Source organism: Dyadobacter sp. HNCC25DJ185, from assembly GCF_056895195.1.
Window position 1 is genome coordinate 107,717 of sequence record NZ_JBXHAR010000012.1, and the last position, 19,179, is coordinate 126,895.

A 19,179-nucleotide genomic window follows, 5' to 3' on the forward strand; every position below is an offset into this window, starting at 1 on the left:
CGCGTTCGCGAGAAGAATCTGATAAATTCATAACAATTTGGGTTTAGCTAAAACAATACTATCGTATTTTAATAGCATAGTCAATACTCGGTTGCATGCTAATTCGAAAATATTTGCCGAAAGCAGTTATACTCAAATTCCAAAAAGATGTAAACAATTAATAATAAGTGTTTTACCGAAACACCACCCAAGCTTTGTACCGGTTTGAAACACTTTTTTCTTATTTAACGGTAAAGCGGATGAAATTGCCCTTGTCACCATTCACCTAGCACCACTCTTAGAATTTTAAGCTACTAGGGTTAACTCACTATTTTATACCTGTCATGTTAAACAGGGCGAAATAGTGCATTAACACGCATCTTGATTGGTCGAAATCCAACCAAAGCATAAATTCTTTTTACAATCTGAGGAGCTGCAGTAAAGAATAGCCATTTTTTTTCAATATTCTACAAAATCAACTATTGCGTGCAGACTGTTAAAAACGGTTATTTGCGACTATTCTCTAACTAAAATTAAACCTTTACACAATGAAAACAGCAGTTATTTACTTTAAAAAACCTCAAGTCTGGAAAGCATTGGCAGTTTCCTTTGCTTTTCTTATGACGTTATTTAATCTGCAATTCAAAGTAGGTTCAAATTCCAGCAGAAGTGGACTTGGAATGCTGGAGCTCTCGTCCCAGGCTGCCTCTGCAGCCTGTGAAACTTCGAGCGGAGAGCAATGCAAATCAGTTTGGTGCCAAAGTACACTTAGCTACAAAGCATGTGGGAGTGGTAATGGAACAACTTGTGCCACGTCCAGTGGTTGCTAAACTCTGATTACTATTTACTGTTATCCGACAAGATATTGTTCACATTTTGGAACAATGCCTTGTCGGGTTTTTTACGTAAAACTGATTCGTTATGTGTATCCGACAACTAAAATTTCTGTTCTTAGCATATGTACTGCTTTCCTGTCAAGAGAAGCATAGCTATTTAATTGATGGAAAAATATCTCCTCGAGAAAAACTGCACCACACGATTTCAACAGTTCATATCAGGCTTGATTCCCTCAACAAAAAACTGTATGATGAATTTCAGTATAAAATTCTCAACGACACTTCTTATTTTATAGGTTATAATAGAGAAAAACATAAGCTTGATATATTTAATCTAACCACGATGACATTTACCGGTCAAGTAACATTGAGCCATTCTGGGTTAAATAATGTCGAAGATGTAAAAGCTTTTGATTATCACCATCCCGATTCAATTTTTATCTACAATTCCGGAAAAATACAGCTGGTCAATTCTCTAGGTGTTGAAAAAAGATATTATAATATAAAAGATCAAGTTGGCGAAACAAGTTTTGCTAATGAGTACGGAGTTTTGGTTTGTAGTGGAAATTTTGAGTTGAGTTATCGGCCGATCAGTAAAACGATATTATTTTTCAATGTGTATCCTGCTCAGTTAAATCCACAGCGTAGGATCATTACCTCTTTCAATTTAGTTAGCAAATCGTTTGAACATCTTCCTATAGAATACTCCCAGTATTATAAGGATGTTAATGGCAATGTTGGATTTCTATCTTATTTGAATTTTAAAAGCTCGAATATTATTGGCGATTCAATACTTGTGTACAACTACCAACATGAATCTAATATATACCTATTTAATTTCCTTACTAAAAAAATCAACGTGGTCGGATGCCCAAGTAAGTTTTCACCAAATTTGGCTAGTATACTGTCCTTTGATGAACCCGATAAAGATCTCTGGATTAACCACGCTGTCGAAAACACTCAATTTTTCGAACCAATATTTGATCAGTATCGAAAAGTTTTCTATCGTTTGCATTGGGGTGGAATTCCCTTACAAAACGGCGTGACATTTAATGGATTAATCGATAAGCCCCTTTACTTAATGGTATTGGACATGGATCTCCGAGTGATAGAAGAAATAGCTTTACCTAGGAACTATTATGTGCCAAAAAATTTCTTCGTGGATGAGCAAGGCTTATATCTGAGCCCTTCGCATCCGAAAAGAAAAGGCCAGAATCCAGATCTTATCGAATGGGATATATTTAAATTTAAATAATATGAGATTCAAAACATTATTAGCCTTACTAGCCTTTTATATTTTTTACAGCTGCAACTCGAAAGATGCCAGGAAGGAATTTAATAGGACATCACAGCTTGACGAATATTTGTCTTTAAATAAAACGTCGATGAAAGAACGACCAAGCCTAGTATTTATAATATCAGGGGGATGCGGTTCATGCACTCATGAAACAATACAACTTATAAACGATATTGGAAAGAAAAAAGAATTTCAAAAATTTCAAAAAATAGTCCTTCTATCTATGGATAATAATTCGTTAAAAGAAGAGCTCTTGGAGAAATTTGATAAGTCGATCAAACTGATTGCAGACAAAGAATACTCCTTAGAAAAATATGGATTAAATTTTGCAAAAAACTGTCTCGTCGAGATAGGCCACGACGGAGAAGTAGAATACTGGGATTGGCTATTTCAAGACAATATCTACGTTATTCGAGAACACTATGATATGAATTAATTAAGTGTTTCATAGTCAAACTAAGCGTTAGTAAACTTTATGTCAGTTTCTATTAGCATTTTACGGTTGTCTCGTTGGGCAGTTCTAGCCAGTTTTATCACATTATCATTAACACCTTTGATTCAATATCAGGGATTTATAAATAGCGTGTCTGAGGCAAAGATCAGCTTTTTCAGTTTAGCCTCAATTCTTTTTTGTTCACTTTTCCTAATTCTCAAGATCATAGATCAATCCCCATTCAAGATCGAGATTTGGGATCTACTAGTAATCGCATACATTTTTTCTGTAATTCTTTCATCTGATTTACAGTATCCATTTCTCGATGAGAATGTTCTAAACAGGGTAATCTCATTAGTATCGATAATACTTATTCGTAACATCCTTGCAACAGATCGGTTTGGGACTGCATTTCTTGAAACGGTTCTGTATTGCCTAATGATTCAAGGTTTAATAGAAATAGTGATTGCTCAATTGCAGCTGTTCGATGTCATTGGCAGTAATCACGGTGGATTTAAAGTTTCGGGAACCTTTCATAATCCTGGCCCGCTATCGATTTTCATTGCAACAAATGTAGTGTTGTGCGCAGGCCTCCTTCTATTTGATTTTAATTTTACCTTCCATCCAGCCGTTGGTGTCACAATCTCGCGTCTGGTGGTCGTTGGAGGCATGATATTGCTTCCGTCGACTCAGTCGCGGGCCGCATGGCTAGGTACTCTATTCGGCATAGGTTCGATGCTAATAGCGAAATACAGGCATCAACTTGGCGCTATTTGTTTAACTCAGACAACCCGCAGAAAGATTGGATTTTTCTTGATGTCTTGCGTTCTACTGGCGATAATTTTCTATTTTCTAATCGACTACAGGGCGAAGTCTGCATTTGGGAGGTTGTCAACTTGGCAAGTGACAATTGATTATCTCTTTCGAAATGACTTTCGACCTGTCGGTTTTAGTCATTTCAAACACCAATTTGGAGAAATGCAGTATTTGTATGCTACCGGCAAAGATGCTGAACTAAGCTCATCTAGACTCTCGGAGTATGTGGACTATGCATTTAACGACTATCTCCAAATCTGGACTGAAACAGGCTTGCTTGGACTTGTAACTTTTTTGTGTTTAGTATTTTTCACTTTGTTTCGCGGCTTTGGATATGGAATGGATATTTTGTCTACTGTGTCAGCATGCGCCTTATTGTGTCTTATGGTTTGCGCATTTTTTTCATACCCCTTTGAGATCATAGCAATTTGGCATCAATTGGTATTACTTATCGCTATTATTTCAGCAAGGACAATAAGGGCACCGATCCTGCAAAGAGAAGTGAAAGTCAGAGCACACTATTCATTTATCATTTTGATGTTCGTTTTCACAAGTTTCTTGGGTCTTAACGAATTGGATATTATTAGAGGAAAAATATTATGGAAGCGTGCCGAGGTGGAAATGATGTCGCATTCATATTCTCATGCTCAAAAGTTATATTCCAAGGCAGCGAAGCTTTTGCCCAACAAACCGGAAGTACTACTTGCCCAGGGCAAGTTATTTAGCTTGTTGGGTAACTACCAACGGGCCGTTACGATTTTATCTAGTGCTAAAAGCAAAACATCCGACCCATTCCTGTATCTAAATCTTGGCGAGGCTTATCAACATACAGATTCTTTGCAATTAAGTGAGCAAAACTTCAAAAAAGCCGTATTACTGAGTCCAGGGAAGATGTATCCAAAGTTCATGCTCGCGAAATTTTACTTAGAAAGCGGAGATACTGTTAGAGCCCGAATCGTCGCCAAAGAAGTGCTGCAAATGCCAGTTGCAGTTACGTCCGAGGCTACTGACTTCATGCTCAGCGAAATGACTAATATAACACAATAAGTTTTATCTCGATAGCCGATGACGTATAGGATCTTCGTAATATTGTTACTTCTCAGTTCTTGCACAAAGAAAGATTATGAGAAAGACAAGGGGCTCATGAGTTCTTTGAAGGAAGCCGGTGACAATAGTAAGGAAATAATTCTCGCACTGAACCATTTTAGCAACAAGCCAGAAGATAGCTTAAAGTTAAAGGCCGTTCAGTTTTTGGTAACTCACATGAAGATTCATTATTCGAAGGAGAGAATAAATTACGTACCGCCATTAGCGAAACTATCTTTTAACTTTCTCGATAGCATTACTGTTGCAACATACTTTGCGGACACAGCATCAAAAGCCGAGGAGATGCCTATGTTTCTTTTCAAGGAATATATGCATCAAGCGTTAGATACCCAGGATTTCAATCCTACACCCGATTACCTAGATTCCTTGATCGCAACAAAATACGGTGACAATACAACTGTAAGGAATTTTGAAAATAAACGCCTTTTGTTTGAATCTGCCGTGGATCGTCATTCGGAGCTACTACAGACGGTTGATATTAATGAATCAGAAAGAGGAATTTTTCTAGACCTTAGATATATCAAGGCTGCAGAGCTGATAGATCATATCGATAATGCTTTTCTTGTATGGAAATCCTCTCCTTTTTGTAAAAACTTGAAATTTTCGGACTTTTTAGAAACCGTACTTTCATACCGCTGCAGTAATGAGGAGCTTAGCCTCAATACTAAGTTTCTAAGCCATCAGTTTTACGAACTACTCCATTCTGGCAATAACCTTAGCCTTCAAGCCGCAGTACGGAGGTTAAACTTTTATATATATTGCTTAGATGCTTTTGAGGATAAAGGGAGGAATTTGGGTCCCTTGGGATTTTACGACATCCTCCAATTTTATAAGTTCGATTGTGACAGACATTCTGAGTGGACAGTTAAAATTCTGAACGCCTGCGGAATTCCAGCAGTTATGGACTTTACAACGGGTTTTTTTAATCGCGACAAACTGCATTTTGGTGTTTCAGTAATGGACACATGTGGCCGTTTCCATCATTTTACGCCTAAATGGCAAGCATTGGGTGACACCAACCATGCAAAAATGTTTTCAAAGGTATATCGAAAAACTTTTAAGCCTCAATCGTGTCCCTATACCTTAAAGAAGAAGGGTGAGACAATCCCTGCCATTTTCGATGATCCTTTTTTGAAAGATGTAACCGATGAATATCACAAGGTAAGCAATCTCACAATCGATGCGCCGAATTTCCAGAATGATGTCGGTATTGCCTATTTAGCAATATTTAGCCCCAAGGGTTGGAAACCAATTGGTTGGGGTCAAATCTTCCCCAGTGAAGCAAAAGCAAAATTTTCGAAGGTCCCCGTCAACGCGGTCTATATAGCTGGTACCTACAATAACAGCTCATTTATACCATTTACAAAGCCGTTTTTTGTCGACGGAAATGGCCTGGCCAAATTTATTGAGCCAGATCAGAAAATGATCAAATTACATCTAACCAGGAAATATCCTGAAAAGGAAAATCTGGTAAAATTTATGGAAGACATGATTGGCGCCAAGATCGAAGGGGCTAATGACAAAGAATTTTCAAAAACAATCCTGTTACATCAACTAACATACGCTGATTTAAAAGACTTTGGAGTCAAAGCGATCGATATTCAAAGTAGGCAAAAATTTAGATATGTCCGTGTGATTGCTAATCCCAAAAAACCATTAAATGTCGCAACGTTTGAAGTCTTTACGTCAAGTGCCGACGATGAAAATACGAGTTTGGCGTCACAACCGGGAGTCTATACGAAGACAAGACAAGACGCTAGGAATCTGATTAGAATCGAAGCCTTACCCATGAAAACTCAGCAGAACTACAGAAATGCTTTCGATATGAACTTGGAAACATTTGTCAATACTTTCGAGCTAGCCATTGACCTGAAAGATGCCAGGCAGATAAAGCAAATTCGCTTTGCCCCTAGAAACTCAAATAACGGGATCGTAGTGGGCGACAGATACCAACTTTACTTTTATGATAAAGGGTGGCACGATGCAGGTATTAAAATGGCAGAAGCAAACTTCCTTGATTTCAAAGGCATTCCGTCCAGCACCTTATACTGGCTAAGGAACATCACCGCCGGGAAAGAAGAACTATCCTTCGTCTACAATCACAATAGACAGGTCTTTCTAAATAACTAATTCGAAAACTTATCTGTCTAAATTACGTTGTTAGCAAATTTTTCAAAAATATTCCGAAGGTCAATTTCAAAACGACCATGGTATGTGGTTATTAATATCATGGGACTTAGTCTTGCGATAGCTTTCTGCATTTTGATAGCCCTGTTCGTTAATAGCGAATATGACTATGACCACTTCCACAAAAATAAAAACGAACTTTATAGACTGGTTGTTGATGTCGACCAGAAGGGCGCGGATATACGAAAGATCGGATACACTAATAATATCCACGGAAGAGTATTTCAGGAATCATTTCCCGAAATTAAAGATGTTGTTCGTTTTTTTTCTTCTAAAAGCTCTGTGCGTAAGGGTCAAACAGTACAGAACGAAAATATCCTCTACGCCGACTCAAACTTTTTTACAACATTCTCTTTTCCTCTCTCATTTGGCAACTCGACAGAAGTTCTCAAACATTTAAACAATGCGGTAATAACAGAGGAAGTTGCCTGGCAGTATTTTGGAAAAAAGGATGTGGTCGGTCAGTTTTTTGAAGTTTTTCGTGATGACCACTTTGAGTCCTTCGTGGTAAGCGGCATCGCGAAAGCCCCTCCCTCAAATTCTAGTATAAAATTTGGCATAGTTTTACCTTATCAATCTAATAAGGATTTTTCAGGAGACAATCAATGGACCGGCTTTTATTTGAATACATTCGTTCTTATTGATTCCGAAGCACATGTGTCTCAGATTGAAAAAAAAATTAACGACCTTTTCAATATTAAGGCTAGGGCGGAATTAAGCATGATAAGGGAAAATGCCAAGGTTGACATGAAAATTTGGTTTCATTTACAAAGTCTCCTCGATATTCACCTCGACAAAGAGTATATGGAAGACAAGAATGGACTGAATGATAGTAGCGACGCTCTATACTCTTCCATTTTAATCATAATCGCTTCATTTATTCTAGCAATTGCTAGTATTAATTTTGTCAACTTGACTCTGTCGCAAGCCGTCAACAGAAGTAAGGAAGTCGGGGTTCGGAAAGTCATAGGTAGCAGTAGAAACGCGATTATTTTTCAGTTTGTATTGGAATCATTTTTGCTATGTGTAGTTTCTTTTATGATTGCTTTGATGCTTTCGGTATTGATGTTACCTAGTCTAAATTGGATGGCAGTTAGACACATTAAACTGCACGATTTCCTTGGAGCTAAGATGAGTATTACATTTTTAGCACTATTAGTTGGAACATGTATCATTTCTGGATACTACCCGGCCTTTATTATGTCGAGGTTTAATCCTGTCAAAGACTTATCGGTAAGCAACCAGCTAAAAAGAAGGTTCGGTCTTTCGTTGGTTGTTGTCCAATTTTATGTTGCAACATCTCTTCTGCTCTCTTCCGTGGTCGTGTTCACTCAATTTAATTTTATAGAGAATCTGAAATTAGGATATAATGATGAGAACGTGATGGTAATAACAAATTCCATGCCTTCTCGTATGGATGATATTAGGCTTTTCAAAACCAAGCTTGCTAGCAACTCAGGAATTCTAAATGTCTGCGCTCAGTTTGATGAAAAAGTGGAGAAAATCGTTGTCAATAACATTGAAATTGATTGTGAGACAATTTCTACTGACGAAGACTATCTCAATACCCTAAACATAACGTTAGATAGTGGACGAAACTTTTTGAAATCGCTTTCAACCGACTCCACTACTGGCATCATAGTTAATGAAACTTTTGTCAAACGAGCACAATTGGGCGATAGAGCTTTAGGAAGCGTAGTTGAATTTATTTGGAGCAATTCACGGATGAAGATAATTGGAGTAGTAAAGGATTATCATACTGCATCGGCGGAACAGGAAATTAAACCTCTGATTCTGAGAATGTATCCGAATACGAGTTTCCCATCTGGAGTTATTAAGATGAAGCTATCCGGAATAAATGAACCTTTGCGCCAGCAAATTTCAATTTTATTCAAAGAGGCTTTTCCTTATCAACCTTTTAAATATAGTTTTCTAAAATCTATAAACACAAATTATCTGTCATCCAATCGCAACTGGAAGCGAATAATAGCGATTGCTACCAGTGCGGTGATCTTCATCTGCCTGATTGGCTTATTTGGTTTGTGCATGATTGCCGCACAAAACCGTACCAAGGAAATCGCAATCCATAAAATTGTTGGTTCTTCCGATTGGCAAATAGTTCAGATGCTGTCGAAAAGATATATTAGTCATATAACGGCTGCTACCCTCCTAGCAATTCCTACCGTGTTGTATTTACAAAATAAATGGTTAGCCAATTTCGCATATCGAGTAGACATCCCAATATGGAAGTACTTTTTAGGCTGTGCTGTTATTGTTGTAATTGGTGTTTTGCCAATACTTTATCATTCATTGAAAGCGACAAAAAATAATCCCGTAAAGTCGTTGAGAACTGATTAGTCAATGATAAATCTGAAACAAATATCAGTAAAGACCTCTTCAAAATTTCGGCACATTGCCTCCTGGGATTGGACTTAAAATTCCGACCTTATTCTTCATTGACAACTCTGTACCAAATCCCACAAAAATCTGCTAAAAAATTACCCGGATCATCAACTCAGTTAATTGGCGGCCTCATGGAAGGAAGGACATAGTATTTTATCCGAGATGCAAACAATCAAAAAAATATCTCAATATGAATCGATACGGCATTTAGAAAATTCAGGTGTCATAGGATCGGCATTAATATCTGCCATAATCGCCATTAGCGATTCACTTACTAATTTATCCAAAAGTTAAACCACTTTTTGTCCAAAGCATAGTAGTTTTATACGATATGGATTTTACTGTTTGTGCTGCAACAGAGTAACTGACGAAGACATATGTAAGACACGCTGGCGGATGGCGGGCTTTCCTAGAATAAAAGTCAACTGTGTTCAGAATGATGCAACTTATGTACCCTTTACTGAGTAACTAATAAATGTGTTTTAAACTTTCTTTTAGTTTTTATATGAGAAAAATAACTTTCTGTCCACTGCTAGGTAGAACTCGCGTTCGGGCGCAGGCTGCCTTTTTACTCGTAGTATTTTTCAGTACCAATGTTTTTGCCTTGCCTGACAAGAGTGATGTCACTATACACTTTCATGATTTAAATGCTGTTGGCCAGTGAATACAAATTGCTAAGCCAAGAGCTATATCGACATTATTGTATAGTTCGGTGGTTCCACCAAATGGTTCAAAACAAATTGATCTTAAAGTTAATGCGACAACTTTTGCTGACTTGATCGTAGGAAAAACTGTCATTCCCTTGCCGCTAATTCCAGGGGATAGTATTGGAGTTTCATTAAGTAAAAAAACGGCGAGGACGTTATCACTTTTTCTGGTCGTTCGGGTAGAATTAATGAATATATCCAGCAAGCTAGAGCGTTACGTTTAAAATATGATTCGTTTGGTGGTAAGCCATTTTTTCTTCAAGATATAAATGTTTTTCTTGCCTTGCACGATTCACTTGAATTTGAATATGAAGTTCATTTAAAAAATTTAGCAAAAAAAATTGTGCTATCTGATGAATTGTGCACACTGCTAGAAATTAAAAATAAAATCAACTTGCTTCTTATGAAGTAGACTTTTGCATTTGCTAATGATAGCCCGAAGATTCCAACATCGTTACGGAATACAATCAAAAACATCACCTATGAGCCTCTTGCAATTAAATCCGGGTTGTATGAATATCCCTTGATGTACCTGCCAACAGTGCTCTAAACCCGGTGCATTCTTCCAGCATATGTTGCACATAAAGGATATAAGCCCGGCGAGCTTAACAAAATACTGCCAAGCTATGTTGATGATAAAATATTAAAAGAAGATCTAAAACCAGAGATGATTCAATTACTACGTTGCAAGAATTTGGATTATTGGGTAGCGATGAATGGTATTACAAATTACGCTGATTCATTGTTTAACAGTTTAAAATCACAGGGCATTACTGATGAGCTTGCGGAAGAACTAGAAAGTAGGTATCACGTTTGGCGTTCGATTGGCTCCGGGAAAGATGCTCCCGAAATTAAGGGTATAGATATAAACGGTGGCGAAGTATTGTTAAGTAGCCTAAAAGGAAAAGTATTCTATGTCGATGTCTGGGCAACCTGGTGTGTACCATGCAAGGAGGAATTTCACTTCTCGAAAAAACTTATACAACGTATAGGCTACAATGATCGGATAGTTTTCTTGTATGTTTCCATAGACCGAAATGTTGACACTTGGAAAAAAGCAGTTGCAAAGGGCGATCTCCCGGCAGGAATTCATATTAATCAGTCGTCGTCTGACAATCCAGAATCTGTATGGCAAGCCTACCATATAGCCGGAATTCCAAGATACATTTTAATAGACAAGCAAGGCAAGATTATCAGTCCAAATGCGGACCGCCCATCGTCCGAAACGCGTGCTGGACAGTTGGCGAATTTAGTTGGTAATCAATAACGGCCTTTTTCGAAGCTAGGGTTTTTCAGTACGAGACATGTTGTTTTTTTCTGACTTTTTGAGATGATTGCTTTTTTGCTTGGTTATTACTTCTATTTATAGGCTGAGTTTAGATTTCGCCTTGGCAGTTCAATATTGAAGGATGACTATTTGACATCTGGATTTTATCAGCCAGCTGGTCTAGAGGAGCACCTGATAGCGGTACGGCTGCCAAGCTCTCAAGTTGTAGGCAGCGCATCATTCATTTTGCTAGTCCAATGAACTAGTGTATCTTTATATAAAGGAAATTCGTTTGAGAAATTGCTGGTAACGCAACGAGGGACGAATTCGGGGCTACAAAATTTTGCATGTAGATAGGTCTTTGATAATGAATTATATGGCGATAGGGTTCGAATCCCCGCATCTCCACTGAAAGCCGTTTTCCAATTTGGGAGACGGCTTTTTGCATGTAGAAGGCGCAGGGTTTCACTGTTCTGAACCGCGTCGCGCAGACCAGGCCGGGTCGCCGGTGCGCGGAATAAATGTAAATATCTGTGTTAACGTATATCCTTTCGCGACTGGAAAAGTATTTTTGTAACCTGTCGTCTTATTAGGTAATGCGTTTCCTCCACTCGTGCATATCAGTTTTACTCGCCTTATCAGGTCAGGTTCAGGGCCAGCATGAAAAGCTGTTGAACAAAACGTACGCTCAGCGGTATACGGAAGTCGGGAAGATTTACATCCGGGCCATGAGCAACCCCGACTCCGTATCGGCATTTCGCGAAGCCAATTCCTTAAAGGTACTGGCCATTCAACAGGGTGACACAGACCTGGAACTGGAAACTGATTTACTGAAAGCATATTACATGACCTACTGGCACAAGAATGAAACAGCTGCCATTGTAAGGTCGATTCGAAAATTAACGGAAAGAGCTGCGGCTCAGCAAAACCGGCAGATCGGCGCGCGGGCAAATAAGGTACTGGGGGATTATTATTGGTTCACGCTGAAAAATTATGAACTGGGTTTTGAAACCTACATGCTCCTGGAACAACTCCTTGAACAGATCAGTATCAAAGAATTGCCTGATAAGGTATACCACCTGCAGAATATGGCGCAGGCATATCATAACTTTTCGGACTACGGAAAAGCCCTGCATCTTTTCAATCAGATCCTGCGGCTTGAATATGACAATGACCCCAGGGGCGGCAGGAATTCAGCCCTGTATTCGATAGGGAAGATCTACCGGCAGTTGGGGAAACTGGATTCTTCAGACTATTACTACCGCAAAATCATGGCCGATACGGCCAGCGTCAATTACAGAACCTGGAAAGGGATCGCCAGCGGCGGACTTGGACAAAATCATTTTTTACGGAACGAATACGAAAAAGCAATACCATTTCTCCAGGCGGATGTGGATCTGGCACTGGCAGAAAAAGACTATGGCCTGGCAGCTGGCTCGCTGATCACACTGGCCGATATTTCCCTGAAACACAATAAGCTGGCGCAGGCAGAGCAACAGGCCCTGCTGGCCCGGAAATGTCTTTCCATGGCTCAATCGGACCGTTACAAACATTACCAGGACCTGTATCCGCTGCTGAGCAAACTGTATGCGGCGAAAGGCGCGCCCGGATTGGCCGGCCCCTATCTCGACTCGGCGATCTTTGCGAAAGACAGTGTCACCAGGGAATTCAATGCGATGCGGATCATGCGTGCAAAGCAAAAGATCGAGTTGCAGGAACACCGGCTGGCCATGGAAAAAGCGGATGCGGAAAAGCGTCTGAAAACGCGCGAGCGAAACCTGCTGATGGTCATTGTTTTCTTACTGATTGCCGGGTCATGCTACTACTTTTATACGCTTAGCAAACGCCATTTACAGGAGCAGCGTCATCAGGAACTTGAAATCAAAATCAGGGAACAGCAGCTTGTCAATGCAACCCGCCAGCTCGAAGAGTTTGCCAAAAACATATCGGAAAAAAGCCAGCTGATCCAGCACCTCGAATCGCAGGGCGTGAAAGGTGTGGACACCGCGCTCCTCGACAAATTGAGAGCAAGTACAATCCTGACGCATGACGACTGGGAGTTTTTTAAAAAACTGTTTGAAAAAGTCCACACAGGATATCTCGATCGCCTCAAACATAAATTTCCGGACCTTACCCAGGCTGAAATACGGTTCATTGCATTAGTAAAGCTGGGGCTGGACTACCAAGCCATGTCCTCTACGCTGGGTGTAAGCGGCCAGGCGGTCCGTACGACCAAATATCGCCTCCTTAAAAAAATCGAAGTCCCGGTCGACAGCAGTTTCGAGGACTTGATCGCGCAAATCTAGTTCGCGCCTGATTTGTAGTGTCTTTTCGATCTGCATTAGGTTTATTTCAATAGTTGTGACGCTTTTGTGACGCGCCCTTTTGCCTTGTCACCAGCATCTTCTCCTTAATTGCGCAGGCTTCCAGCCCATCAGGATGACATGGGTGGTGCAGGAGCCATACGTATCCTTTCTTAGTCAACCCTTTTAACCATTAAACAAATGAGTGACATTGTGTATGCGGGAGAAATTAAACTTTTCGCCGGGAAAGAAGTACCCAAAGGCTGGTTGCCCTGCGATGGTTCTGTCGTGCTAATTAAATCATTCGAGGCCCTTTACACTTTATTAGGTACCAGATTTGGCGGGGACGGGGTCAATACATTCGGGCTCCCAGACCTGCGCTCGAGAATACCGCTTGGTTTCAGTAAGGATTTCCCGGTAGGGACCAGCGGCGGGGCGGAAACTGTGACACTTTTAGCAGATCATTTACCACCCCACCGGCACACGCCCGCGTGTAGCAATGTCAACACCGCTAACACCAAAGATGCGACCGGGGGTGTTTGGGCAGCGATTGCGACCAAAGGGCTTTTGTATAGCGCAAAAACGGGTTCCATTCCAATGAACGCGGAAAGTATTCAGCCTGCGGGTGGTGATCAATCCCATGAAAACCGGATGCCGGTGATCGCATTATCTTATTTTATCAGCCCATACGGATTATTCCCGCACCGGTCTTAACCCTTTACCCCCTCTCTAATTTCAAAAAAAAACAATCCACATGGAAAATTTCACACTCTCTGAAATCCGATTATTTGGCTTTTCCTATGCCCCCGAAGGTTGGGCAGTTTGTGACGGCTCGCTCCTCTATGTCAATATCCAGTCGGCCCTTTTCAGCTTACTGGGAACCCGGTTCGGAGGAGACGGGATCCATACTTTTGGTCTTCCTGATTTGCGCGGCAAGGTCATTATCGGAAGTGGAAACAGTTATCCGTCTTTTGCCAGAGGAGGAGAAAATTCGCATCCGTTGACCGAAGGTGAAATGCCCAAGCACTCGCATCAGGCAATTGCAAGTACGCTTGGCGTTGATTCCGACACTCCGGCGGACCATTTTTGGGCTTCTGACGTAGGCTATCGGACCGAAAGTACCGGTTCCATGAATGCGGCAGCTCTTGAAACCGTAGGAAAAGGACTACCTCACGACAATTTATCGCCTTATCTCAGTCTCAATTACTGTATCGCAACCCAGGGAAATTTCCCGGATGTTGCCTACGAAAGCGTGGCGGATGAGCCGGGCAGCATAAGAGCTTTTCCGAACTTGGTGGAACACTGGAAATGGCTGCCCTGCGATGGAAGATTACTGCCCATACCCGCATTTTCGGATTTGTACAATGCCATACTCGATACTTATGGAGGGGATGGCAAAACGACCTTTGCACTTCCTGACCTGCGGGGGCGTGCTGCGGTTGGAGCTGGCAACCCTCCCGGGCTCAGCCCCTACGCACTCGGAGAAAGTGGGGGCCAGGCAACGGTTACACTCTCTAAGTCACAAATGCCCAGTCACGCACACCATCCCCTGGCCAGTCTTGACGCGACCTCGCAGTTGCCTGAGAAGCTTTTCTGGGGCAGACAAAACCTCCGTCCGGCACCATTTGCTTTTGCAGAAAAAAAGGGGGACGGTGCGGTCATGCACCCGGATGCGATCGGGGTGACGGGCGGGGATCTTCCGCACAACAACATGATGTCCTATCAGACGATGGAATACATGATCCGCGCATTTCGATGATTCCTGCTTTAAGCCATTCGAAACGATCAATCAACTCTTTCAGATGAAAACTCAGTTTTACTACCCTATTCTTTCCAGGATTTTTGTCTGGCTCATTTTGTCAGCCGGTCTGGCATTGCCGGTAAAAGGTAACGTCTTCAACGTGACACAAACCTCCGACGGCACGAGTGAGTCTCAGCTCAGAGGGGCCATCCAGGCAGCCGATGCGTTGGGCGGCGGACCGCATATCATCAACGTCGCGGCCGGAACATATAACCTGACATTAGGCTCGATCGAATTGGGTAATAAGCAGCAGGATATCTCCATTATCGGTGCCGGACCTGCTTTGACGATCATCAACATGACGGCCTCGAATCAGGGCCGCATTTTTTTCATCAATCCTACAGGCAAAATTAGTAACGTGACTGCCACCATTTCAGGGATCAAGTTTACCAATGGTTCCTCACAGGACTCCTTTGGTGGCGGGGCCATTCTTTCCGGAGGCCCGGCCAATGCGATCAGCATTTCCAACTGTGTATTTGAAAACAACCATGCGGGTGCTTTCGGCGGCGGCGCGCTGTCCAATATGGCAGGCGGGACGATTTTGGTGGATCAATGCATTTTTACAAATAACACAGTAGTGGTTCCGTCTGACGAATCGGACAGTGGAGCGGGAGGTGCGATTCGGATTGCTTATTATTCTTCTCCGATCCCGGCGGTGGGCAGCGCGGTCATTACCAATTGTACTTTTAACGGCAATTCCGTCTCCGCCTCGCACTTAGCCTCGGGCGGCGCGGTTGCTGTCAGCGCTGTATATGGCGTAACCAGCACTTCCTATGCGATTACCATCGAAAAGAACTCCTTCTCAAACAATTCCGTTGCGCACGCATCCAATGGCGTCATGGGCGGGGCGATTACGATTGCCAGCAGTTTTACGACCGATATCCATTACAATGCATTTTTGGGTAACACCATCGATGGCTCGATCAAGGAAGCGCTGAGCGTGGAAAAGCAGCATAGCGGTGCCGTGAGTGCGACCAACAACTGGTGGGGCTGCAATACCGATCCGCAGAGCGCGGGGACATGCAGCGAAGGGGCGAGACTCTTCGGGGACTTCGGGGATGGTACACTTGTAACCCAGCCGCAACTGGTGCTGAAGCCTGCTGCCGGGAGTACGTCATTGTGCTATACGGCGGGTGCTTCCACATCGGTTACCGCCAGTTTTCTTCGCAATTCGGGTAATGCATTAATAGACGCTGCCAATCTGGTACGGCTGATCGGACTGCCGGTCAGTTTTGCGGCTGTCAATGGTACGGTATCCAATGCACAAACCAGCATTCAGGCCAATGGTACCGCTACCGCCAGCTATACTTCCGCGGGTGCCGGCGATGGGAGTGTAAATGTATTGGCCGGAAACCTTACCGCCTCCGACGTCACAGCGCGGGTTTCTATCTCCTCAGGTGCCGCGCCGGGTATCAGCAGTCATCCTGCAAGCCTCGTTCAATGTAGTGGCGCGGGATCGGTGACGTTTTCCGTGGGTTACAGTGGCGATGCGCCAACTGCTTACAAATGGTTTAAAGGAAATGAATTGTTGACGGATAATGCCAAATATTCGGGTACCAACACTGCTACACTGACCGTCCATAACCCCGGAACTTCGGACAGCGGGAGTGAGTTCAAAGTGGAACTCGGCAATGCTTGCGGTACTGTTAATTCCAATTTCGCCACTTTGTCGGTACTGAGCAGCCGGATTTATGTGGCTTCCGGGGCAAGCGGCGACGGATCCGGTTGGGACAGCCCGATGGGAACACTCAGCGAAGCATTGGCAGCCGCCGGCAATTGCACAACAGGCGGCGAAATCTGGGTAAAAGCCGGGACTTACAAGCCGACTGCCATGCCGTACGGAATCATCAGCTCAGATCCCCGGAACCAGGCATTTTACCTGATCGACAAAGTATCCATCTATGGAGGATTTGAAGGAAATGAAACCGAATTGTCCCAGCGTAATCCAGGCACGAACCAAACGATCCTATCCGGTGATATCGGAAATCCCGGTGATGCCAGCGACAATGCTTACCATGTTTTTGTATCCGTCGGCAATAGTTCCCAGGCTCGATTGGATGGGTTTATCATCCGGGATGGCAACGCCAACCTGGTTGCGACGGCGACCATGAGGGGAGCGGCTGTACTGGCTTCAACCGGTGGCGGGGCGCATTTATTTGGTACATCTCCCGAAATCAGCAATTGCGTTTTCACTGCCAATTACGCCCTTGCGGGTGGTGGCATCTTCATTCAGGGACTGTTTTCAAGTCCAGTGATTTTCAACACGGTGTTTACCCAAAATACGGCTATCAATGGTGCCGGTTTCAGCACGTTTCAACAAACAACAGCCAACTTCGTGAACTGTACGATTGCGAAAAATGCGGCCAGCACTTCGGGAGGCGCCGCACTTTGTTATGCTGTCAGCCAAACCAAGATAGAAAATTCACTGATCTGGGGCAACACCGCTCCGGCATCGCCCGGAGTACTGGATCCGGATGGCACGATATCGGTACGTTACTCGCTGATCCAGGGCGATTTCGGTGTCGCCAATGATTTCAACCTGGATGCCGACCCGCTTTTTGCCGACGCATCCGATCCCGACGGCCCCGACGACAAATGGATGACTGCCGACGATGGCCTCAAACCCTCGCTATGCAGCCCCGGTATCGACATTGGTCGTAATGGACTTGTAGTGAGTTCGCTGGATATCCTTTTCAAGACGCGGATTCACTTCGACCAGGTGGACGCAGGCGCATACGAGTTTACTTCGAATAAGGAAGCCGCGCCGATTGCCGGTAATGGCGGCGCAGCTTCTGTGACCGTTCTATTAGGCTCCACCAGCGTATTCCTGTCCCCTGATTGCCAGATCATTGCCACGATTCAGCCCAATGGTGATGTCGATGTAAAGGGAAGTGTGGAGGCGAAAGTTTTTGTAGCGTCCGATGTGATCAAAGTCGGCGGTGTTGCCTATGTTCCGCGGCATTACGACATTCTGCCAGCCAGCAATCCCGAAACTTCCAGCGCCCGCATCAAATTGTTCTTTACCCAATCCGATTTTGATGCCTACAACCTGTCATTAACGGGCGGCAAACTTCCGACCGGCCCTGCCGATGGATCGGGTAAAGGAAACCTGAGCATCATCCAGTATCACGGAACCTCATCCACTGGTCTGCCCGGGTCGTATTCTGGCGAAATAGCCATGATTAAGCCGGAAACGGATGATATCGTCTGGAATGCAGCATTCAGCAGATGGGAGATCAGCTTCAATGTGGTTGGTTTCAGTGGTTTTTTTGTGGCGAGCCAAAATCCTTTGCCGGTGCGTCTGGTCAGTTTTCACGCGAATACTTCTGAAAATGCCGTGCAGCTGCACTGGAGCATCGCAGACGCAGTAGGTTTCAGTCATTTTGAAATAGAAAGAAGCAAGGATGCCCAGCATTTTGAGACCATCGGCACAGTCACTTTCAATCAAGACCAGGATAACTATGCTTTTGCCGACGCACAAATCAGTTCGTCACCCGCCGCCTACTACCGCCTGAAAATGCTGGACCTGGACGGTTCATACGCATATAGCCGGCTGGAAGTGGTGCACTTTAACCGATCCACCGTTTTGCCGATCGGCTACCCCAATCCATTCCATCACGAACTGATGATTTCCTCAGACAAACTGCAAGATGCCCTCCTCATCAATGCAGCCGGCAACACCGTTACGGAATCGCAACTTCAAAAAGGCACTAACCGCCTGGACACCGGGAGGTTAGTACCCGGGATCTATTTCCTTAAAACCCAAAACGGTGACATGATCAAGCTGATTAAAGAATAATGGGATAAAGGGCGGAAAATGGGCTTATCTGTGCACTTGGATGGACCGCACGTGCGGCGACCAGGACCGATACACGCGAAGAACACAACACGCAAACTGACGCTTGATTTCAGGACCAATCAGCTTCCAGTTTAATCGTCTGTATTCGTGTTAAAAGTCTGGTAAAGTGTTCAATTTGCATCCCCGCATCTCCACTGAAAGTCTGTAAATCAATGATTTGCAGACTTTTTTGTTTTGTTATTAG

The 19,179-nt window shown here is 43.2% G+C and carries 11 protein-coding genes; all 11 read left to right on the top strand.

Features of this window, described 5'->3' with window-relative positions; all coding sequences use genetic code 11:
* The first annotated feature begins 527 nt into the window (after positions 1–527).
* The 11 genes from AC1XUF_RS28210 (at position 528) to AC1XUF_RS28260 (ending at position 18,935) form a co-directional block, all read left to right on the top strand.
* A complete protein-coding gene (locus AC1XUF_RS28210; RefSeq protein WP_483345214.1) occupies positions 528–809 on the top strand; it encodes a hypothetical protein in 282 nt (93 codons plus the stop codon).
* A 91-nt stretch (positions 810–900) separates the two neighbouring features.
* A complete protein-coding gene (locus tag AC1XUF_RS28215; protein ID WP_483345215.1) occupies positions 901–2,070 on the top strand; it encodes a DUF4221 family protein in 1,170 nt (389 codons plus the stop codon).
* A 1-nt stretch (position 2,071) separates the two neighbouring features.
* On the top strand, positions 2,072–2,548 hold the full coding sequence (locus tag AC1XUF_RS28220; RefSeq protein ID WP_483345216.1) for a hypothetical protein: 477 nt from the start codon (positions 2,072–2,074) through the stop codon (positions 2,546–2,548).
* A gap of 39 nt (positions 2,549–2,587) precedes the next feature.
* Positions 2,588–4,408 (top strand): O-antigen ligase family protein, encoded by a 1,821-nt coding sequence (locus AC1XUF_RS28225; RefSeq protein WP_483345217.1) that lies wholly within the window; start codon positions 2,588–2,590, stop codon positions 4,406–4,408.
* A gap of 96 nt (positions 4,409–4,504) precedes the next feature.
* Positions 4,505–6,598 carry a hypothetical protein gene (locus AC1XUF_RS28230; RefSeq protein WP_483345218.1) on the top strand — a complete coding sequence of 698 codons (2,094 nt, stop codon included), beginning with the start codon at positions 4,505–4,507 and terminating at the stop codon, positions 6,596–6,598.
* A gap of 84 nt (positions 6,599–6,682) precedes the next feature.
* On the top strand, positions 6,683–9,013 hold the full coding sequence (locus tag AC1XUF_RS28235) for an ABC transporter permease (protein WP_483345219.1): 2,331 nt from the start codon (positions 6,683–6,685) through the stop codon (positions 9,011–9,013).
* Positions 9,014–10,432: 1,419 nt separating this feature from the next.
* On the top strand, positions 10,433–11,032 hold the full coding sequence (locus AC1XUF_RS28240; protein WP_483345220.1) for a TlpA family protein disulfide reductase: 600 nt from the start codon (positions 10,433–10,435) through the stop codon (positions 11,030–11,032).
* Between the two features lie 596 nt (positions 11,033–11,628).
* Positions 11,629–13,338, top strand: coding sequence for a hypothetical protein (locus AC1XUF_RS28245; protein WP_483345221.1), 1,710 nt, complete (start codon positions 11,629–11,631; stop codon positions 13,336–13,338).
* A gap of 198 nt (positions 13,339–13,536) precedes the next feature.
* On the top strand, positions 13,537–14,049 hold the full coding sequence (locus AC1XUF_RS28250; RefSeq protein WP_483345222.1) for a phage tail protein: 513 nt from the start codon (positions 13,537–13,539) through the stop codon (positions 14,047–14,049).
* A gap of 40 nt (positions 14,050–14,089) precedes the next feature.
* Positions 14,090–15,094 carry a phage tail protein gene (locus AC1XUF_RS28255; RefSeq protein WP_483345223.1) on the top strand — a complete coding sequence of 335 codons (1,005 nt, stop codon included), beginning with the start codon at positions 14,090–14,092 and terminating at the stop codon, positions 15,092–15,094.
* Positions 15,095–15,137: 43 nt separating this feature from the next.
* Entirely contained in the window at positions 15,138–18,935 is a 3,798-nt protein-coding gene (locus AC1XUF_RS28260) for a T9SS type A sorting domain-containing protein (RefSeq protein WP_483345224.1), read from the top strand.
* Positions 18,936–19,179: the final 244 nt, after the last annotated feature.

Bases quoted from the DNA above. Each gene is read 5' to 3' on its own strand.
- AC1XUF_RS28210 (WP_483345214.1), top strand. From the start codon at position 528: ATGAAAACAGCAGTTATTTACTTTAAAAAACCTCAAGTCTGGAAAGCA.
- AC1XUF_RS28215 (WP_483345215.1), top strand. From the start codon at position 901: ATGTGTATCCGACAACTAAAATTTCTGTTCTTAGCATATGTACTGCTT.
- AC1XUF_RS28220 (WP_483345216.1), top strand. From the start codon at position 2,072: ATGAGATTCAAAACATTATTAGCCTTACTAGCCTTTTATATTTTTTAC.
- AC1XUF_RS28225 (WP_483345217.1), top strand. From the start codon at position 2,588: ATGTCAGTTTCTATTAGCATTTTACGGTTGTCTCGTTGGGCAGTTCTA.
- AC1XUF_RS28230 (WP_483345218.1), top strand. From the start codon at position 4,505: ATGAGTTCTTTGAAGGAAGCCGGTGACAATAGTAAGGAAATAATTCTC.
- AC1XUF_RS28240 (WP_483345220.1), top strand. From the start codon at position 10,433: ATGATTCAATTACTACGTTGCAAGAATTTGGATTATTGGGTAGCGATG.
- AC1XUF_RS28245 (WP_483345221.1), top strand. From the start codon at position 11,629: ATGCGTTTCCTCCACTCGTGCATATCAGTTTTACTCGCCTTATCAGGT.
- AC1XUF_RS28250 (WP_483345222.1), top strand. From the start codon at position 13,537: ATGAGTGACATTGTGTATGCGGGAGAAATTAAACTTTTCGCCGGGAAA.
- AC1XUF_RS28255 (WP_483345223.1), top strand. From the start codon at position 14,090: ATGGAAAATTTCACACTCTCTGAAATCCGATTATTTGGCTTTTCCTAT.
- AC1XUF_RS28260 (WP_483345224.1), top strand. From the start codon at position 15,138: ATGAAAACTCAGTTTTACTACCCTATTCTTTCCAGGATTTTTGTCTGG.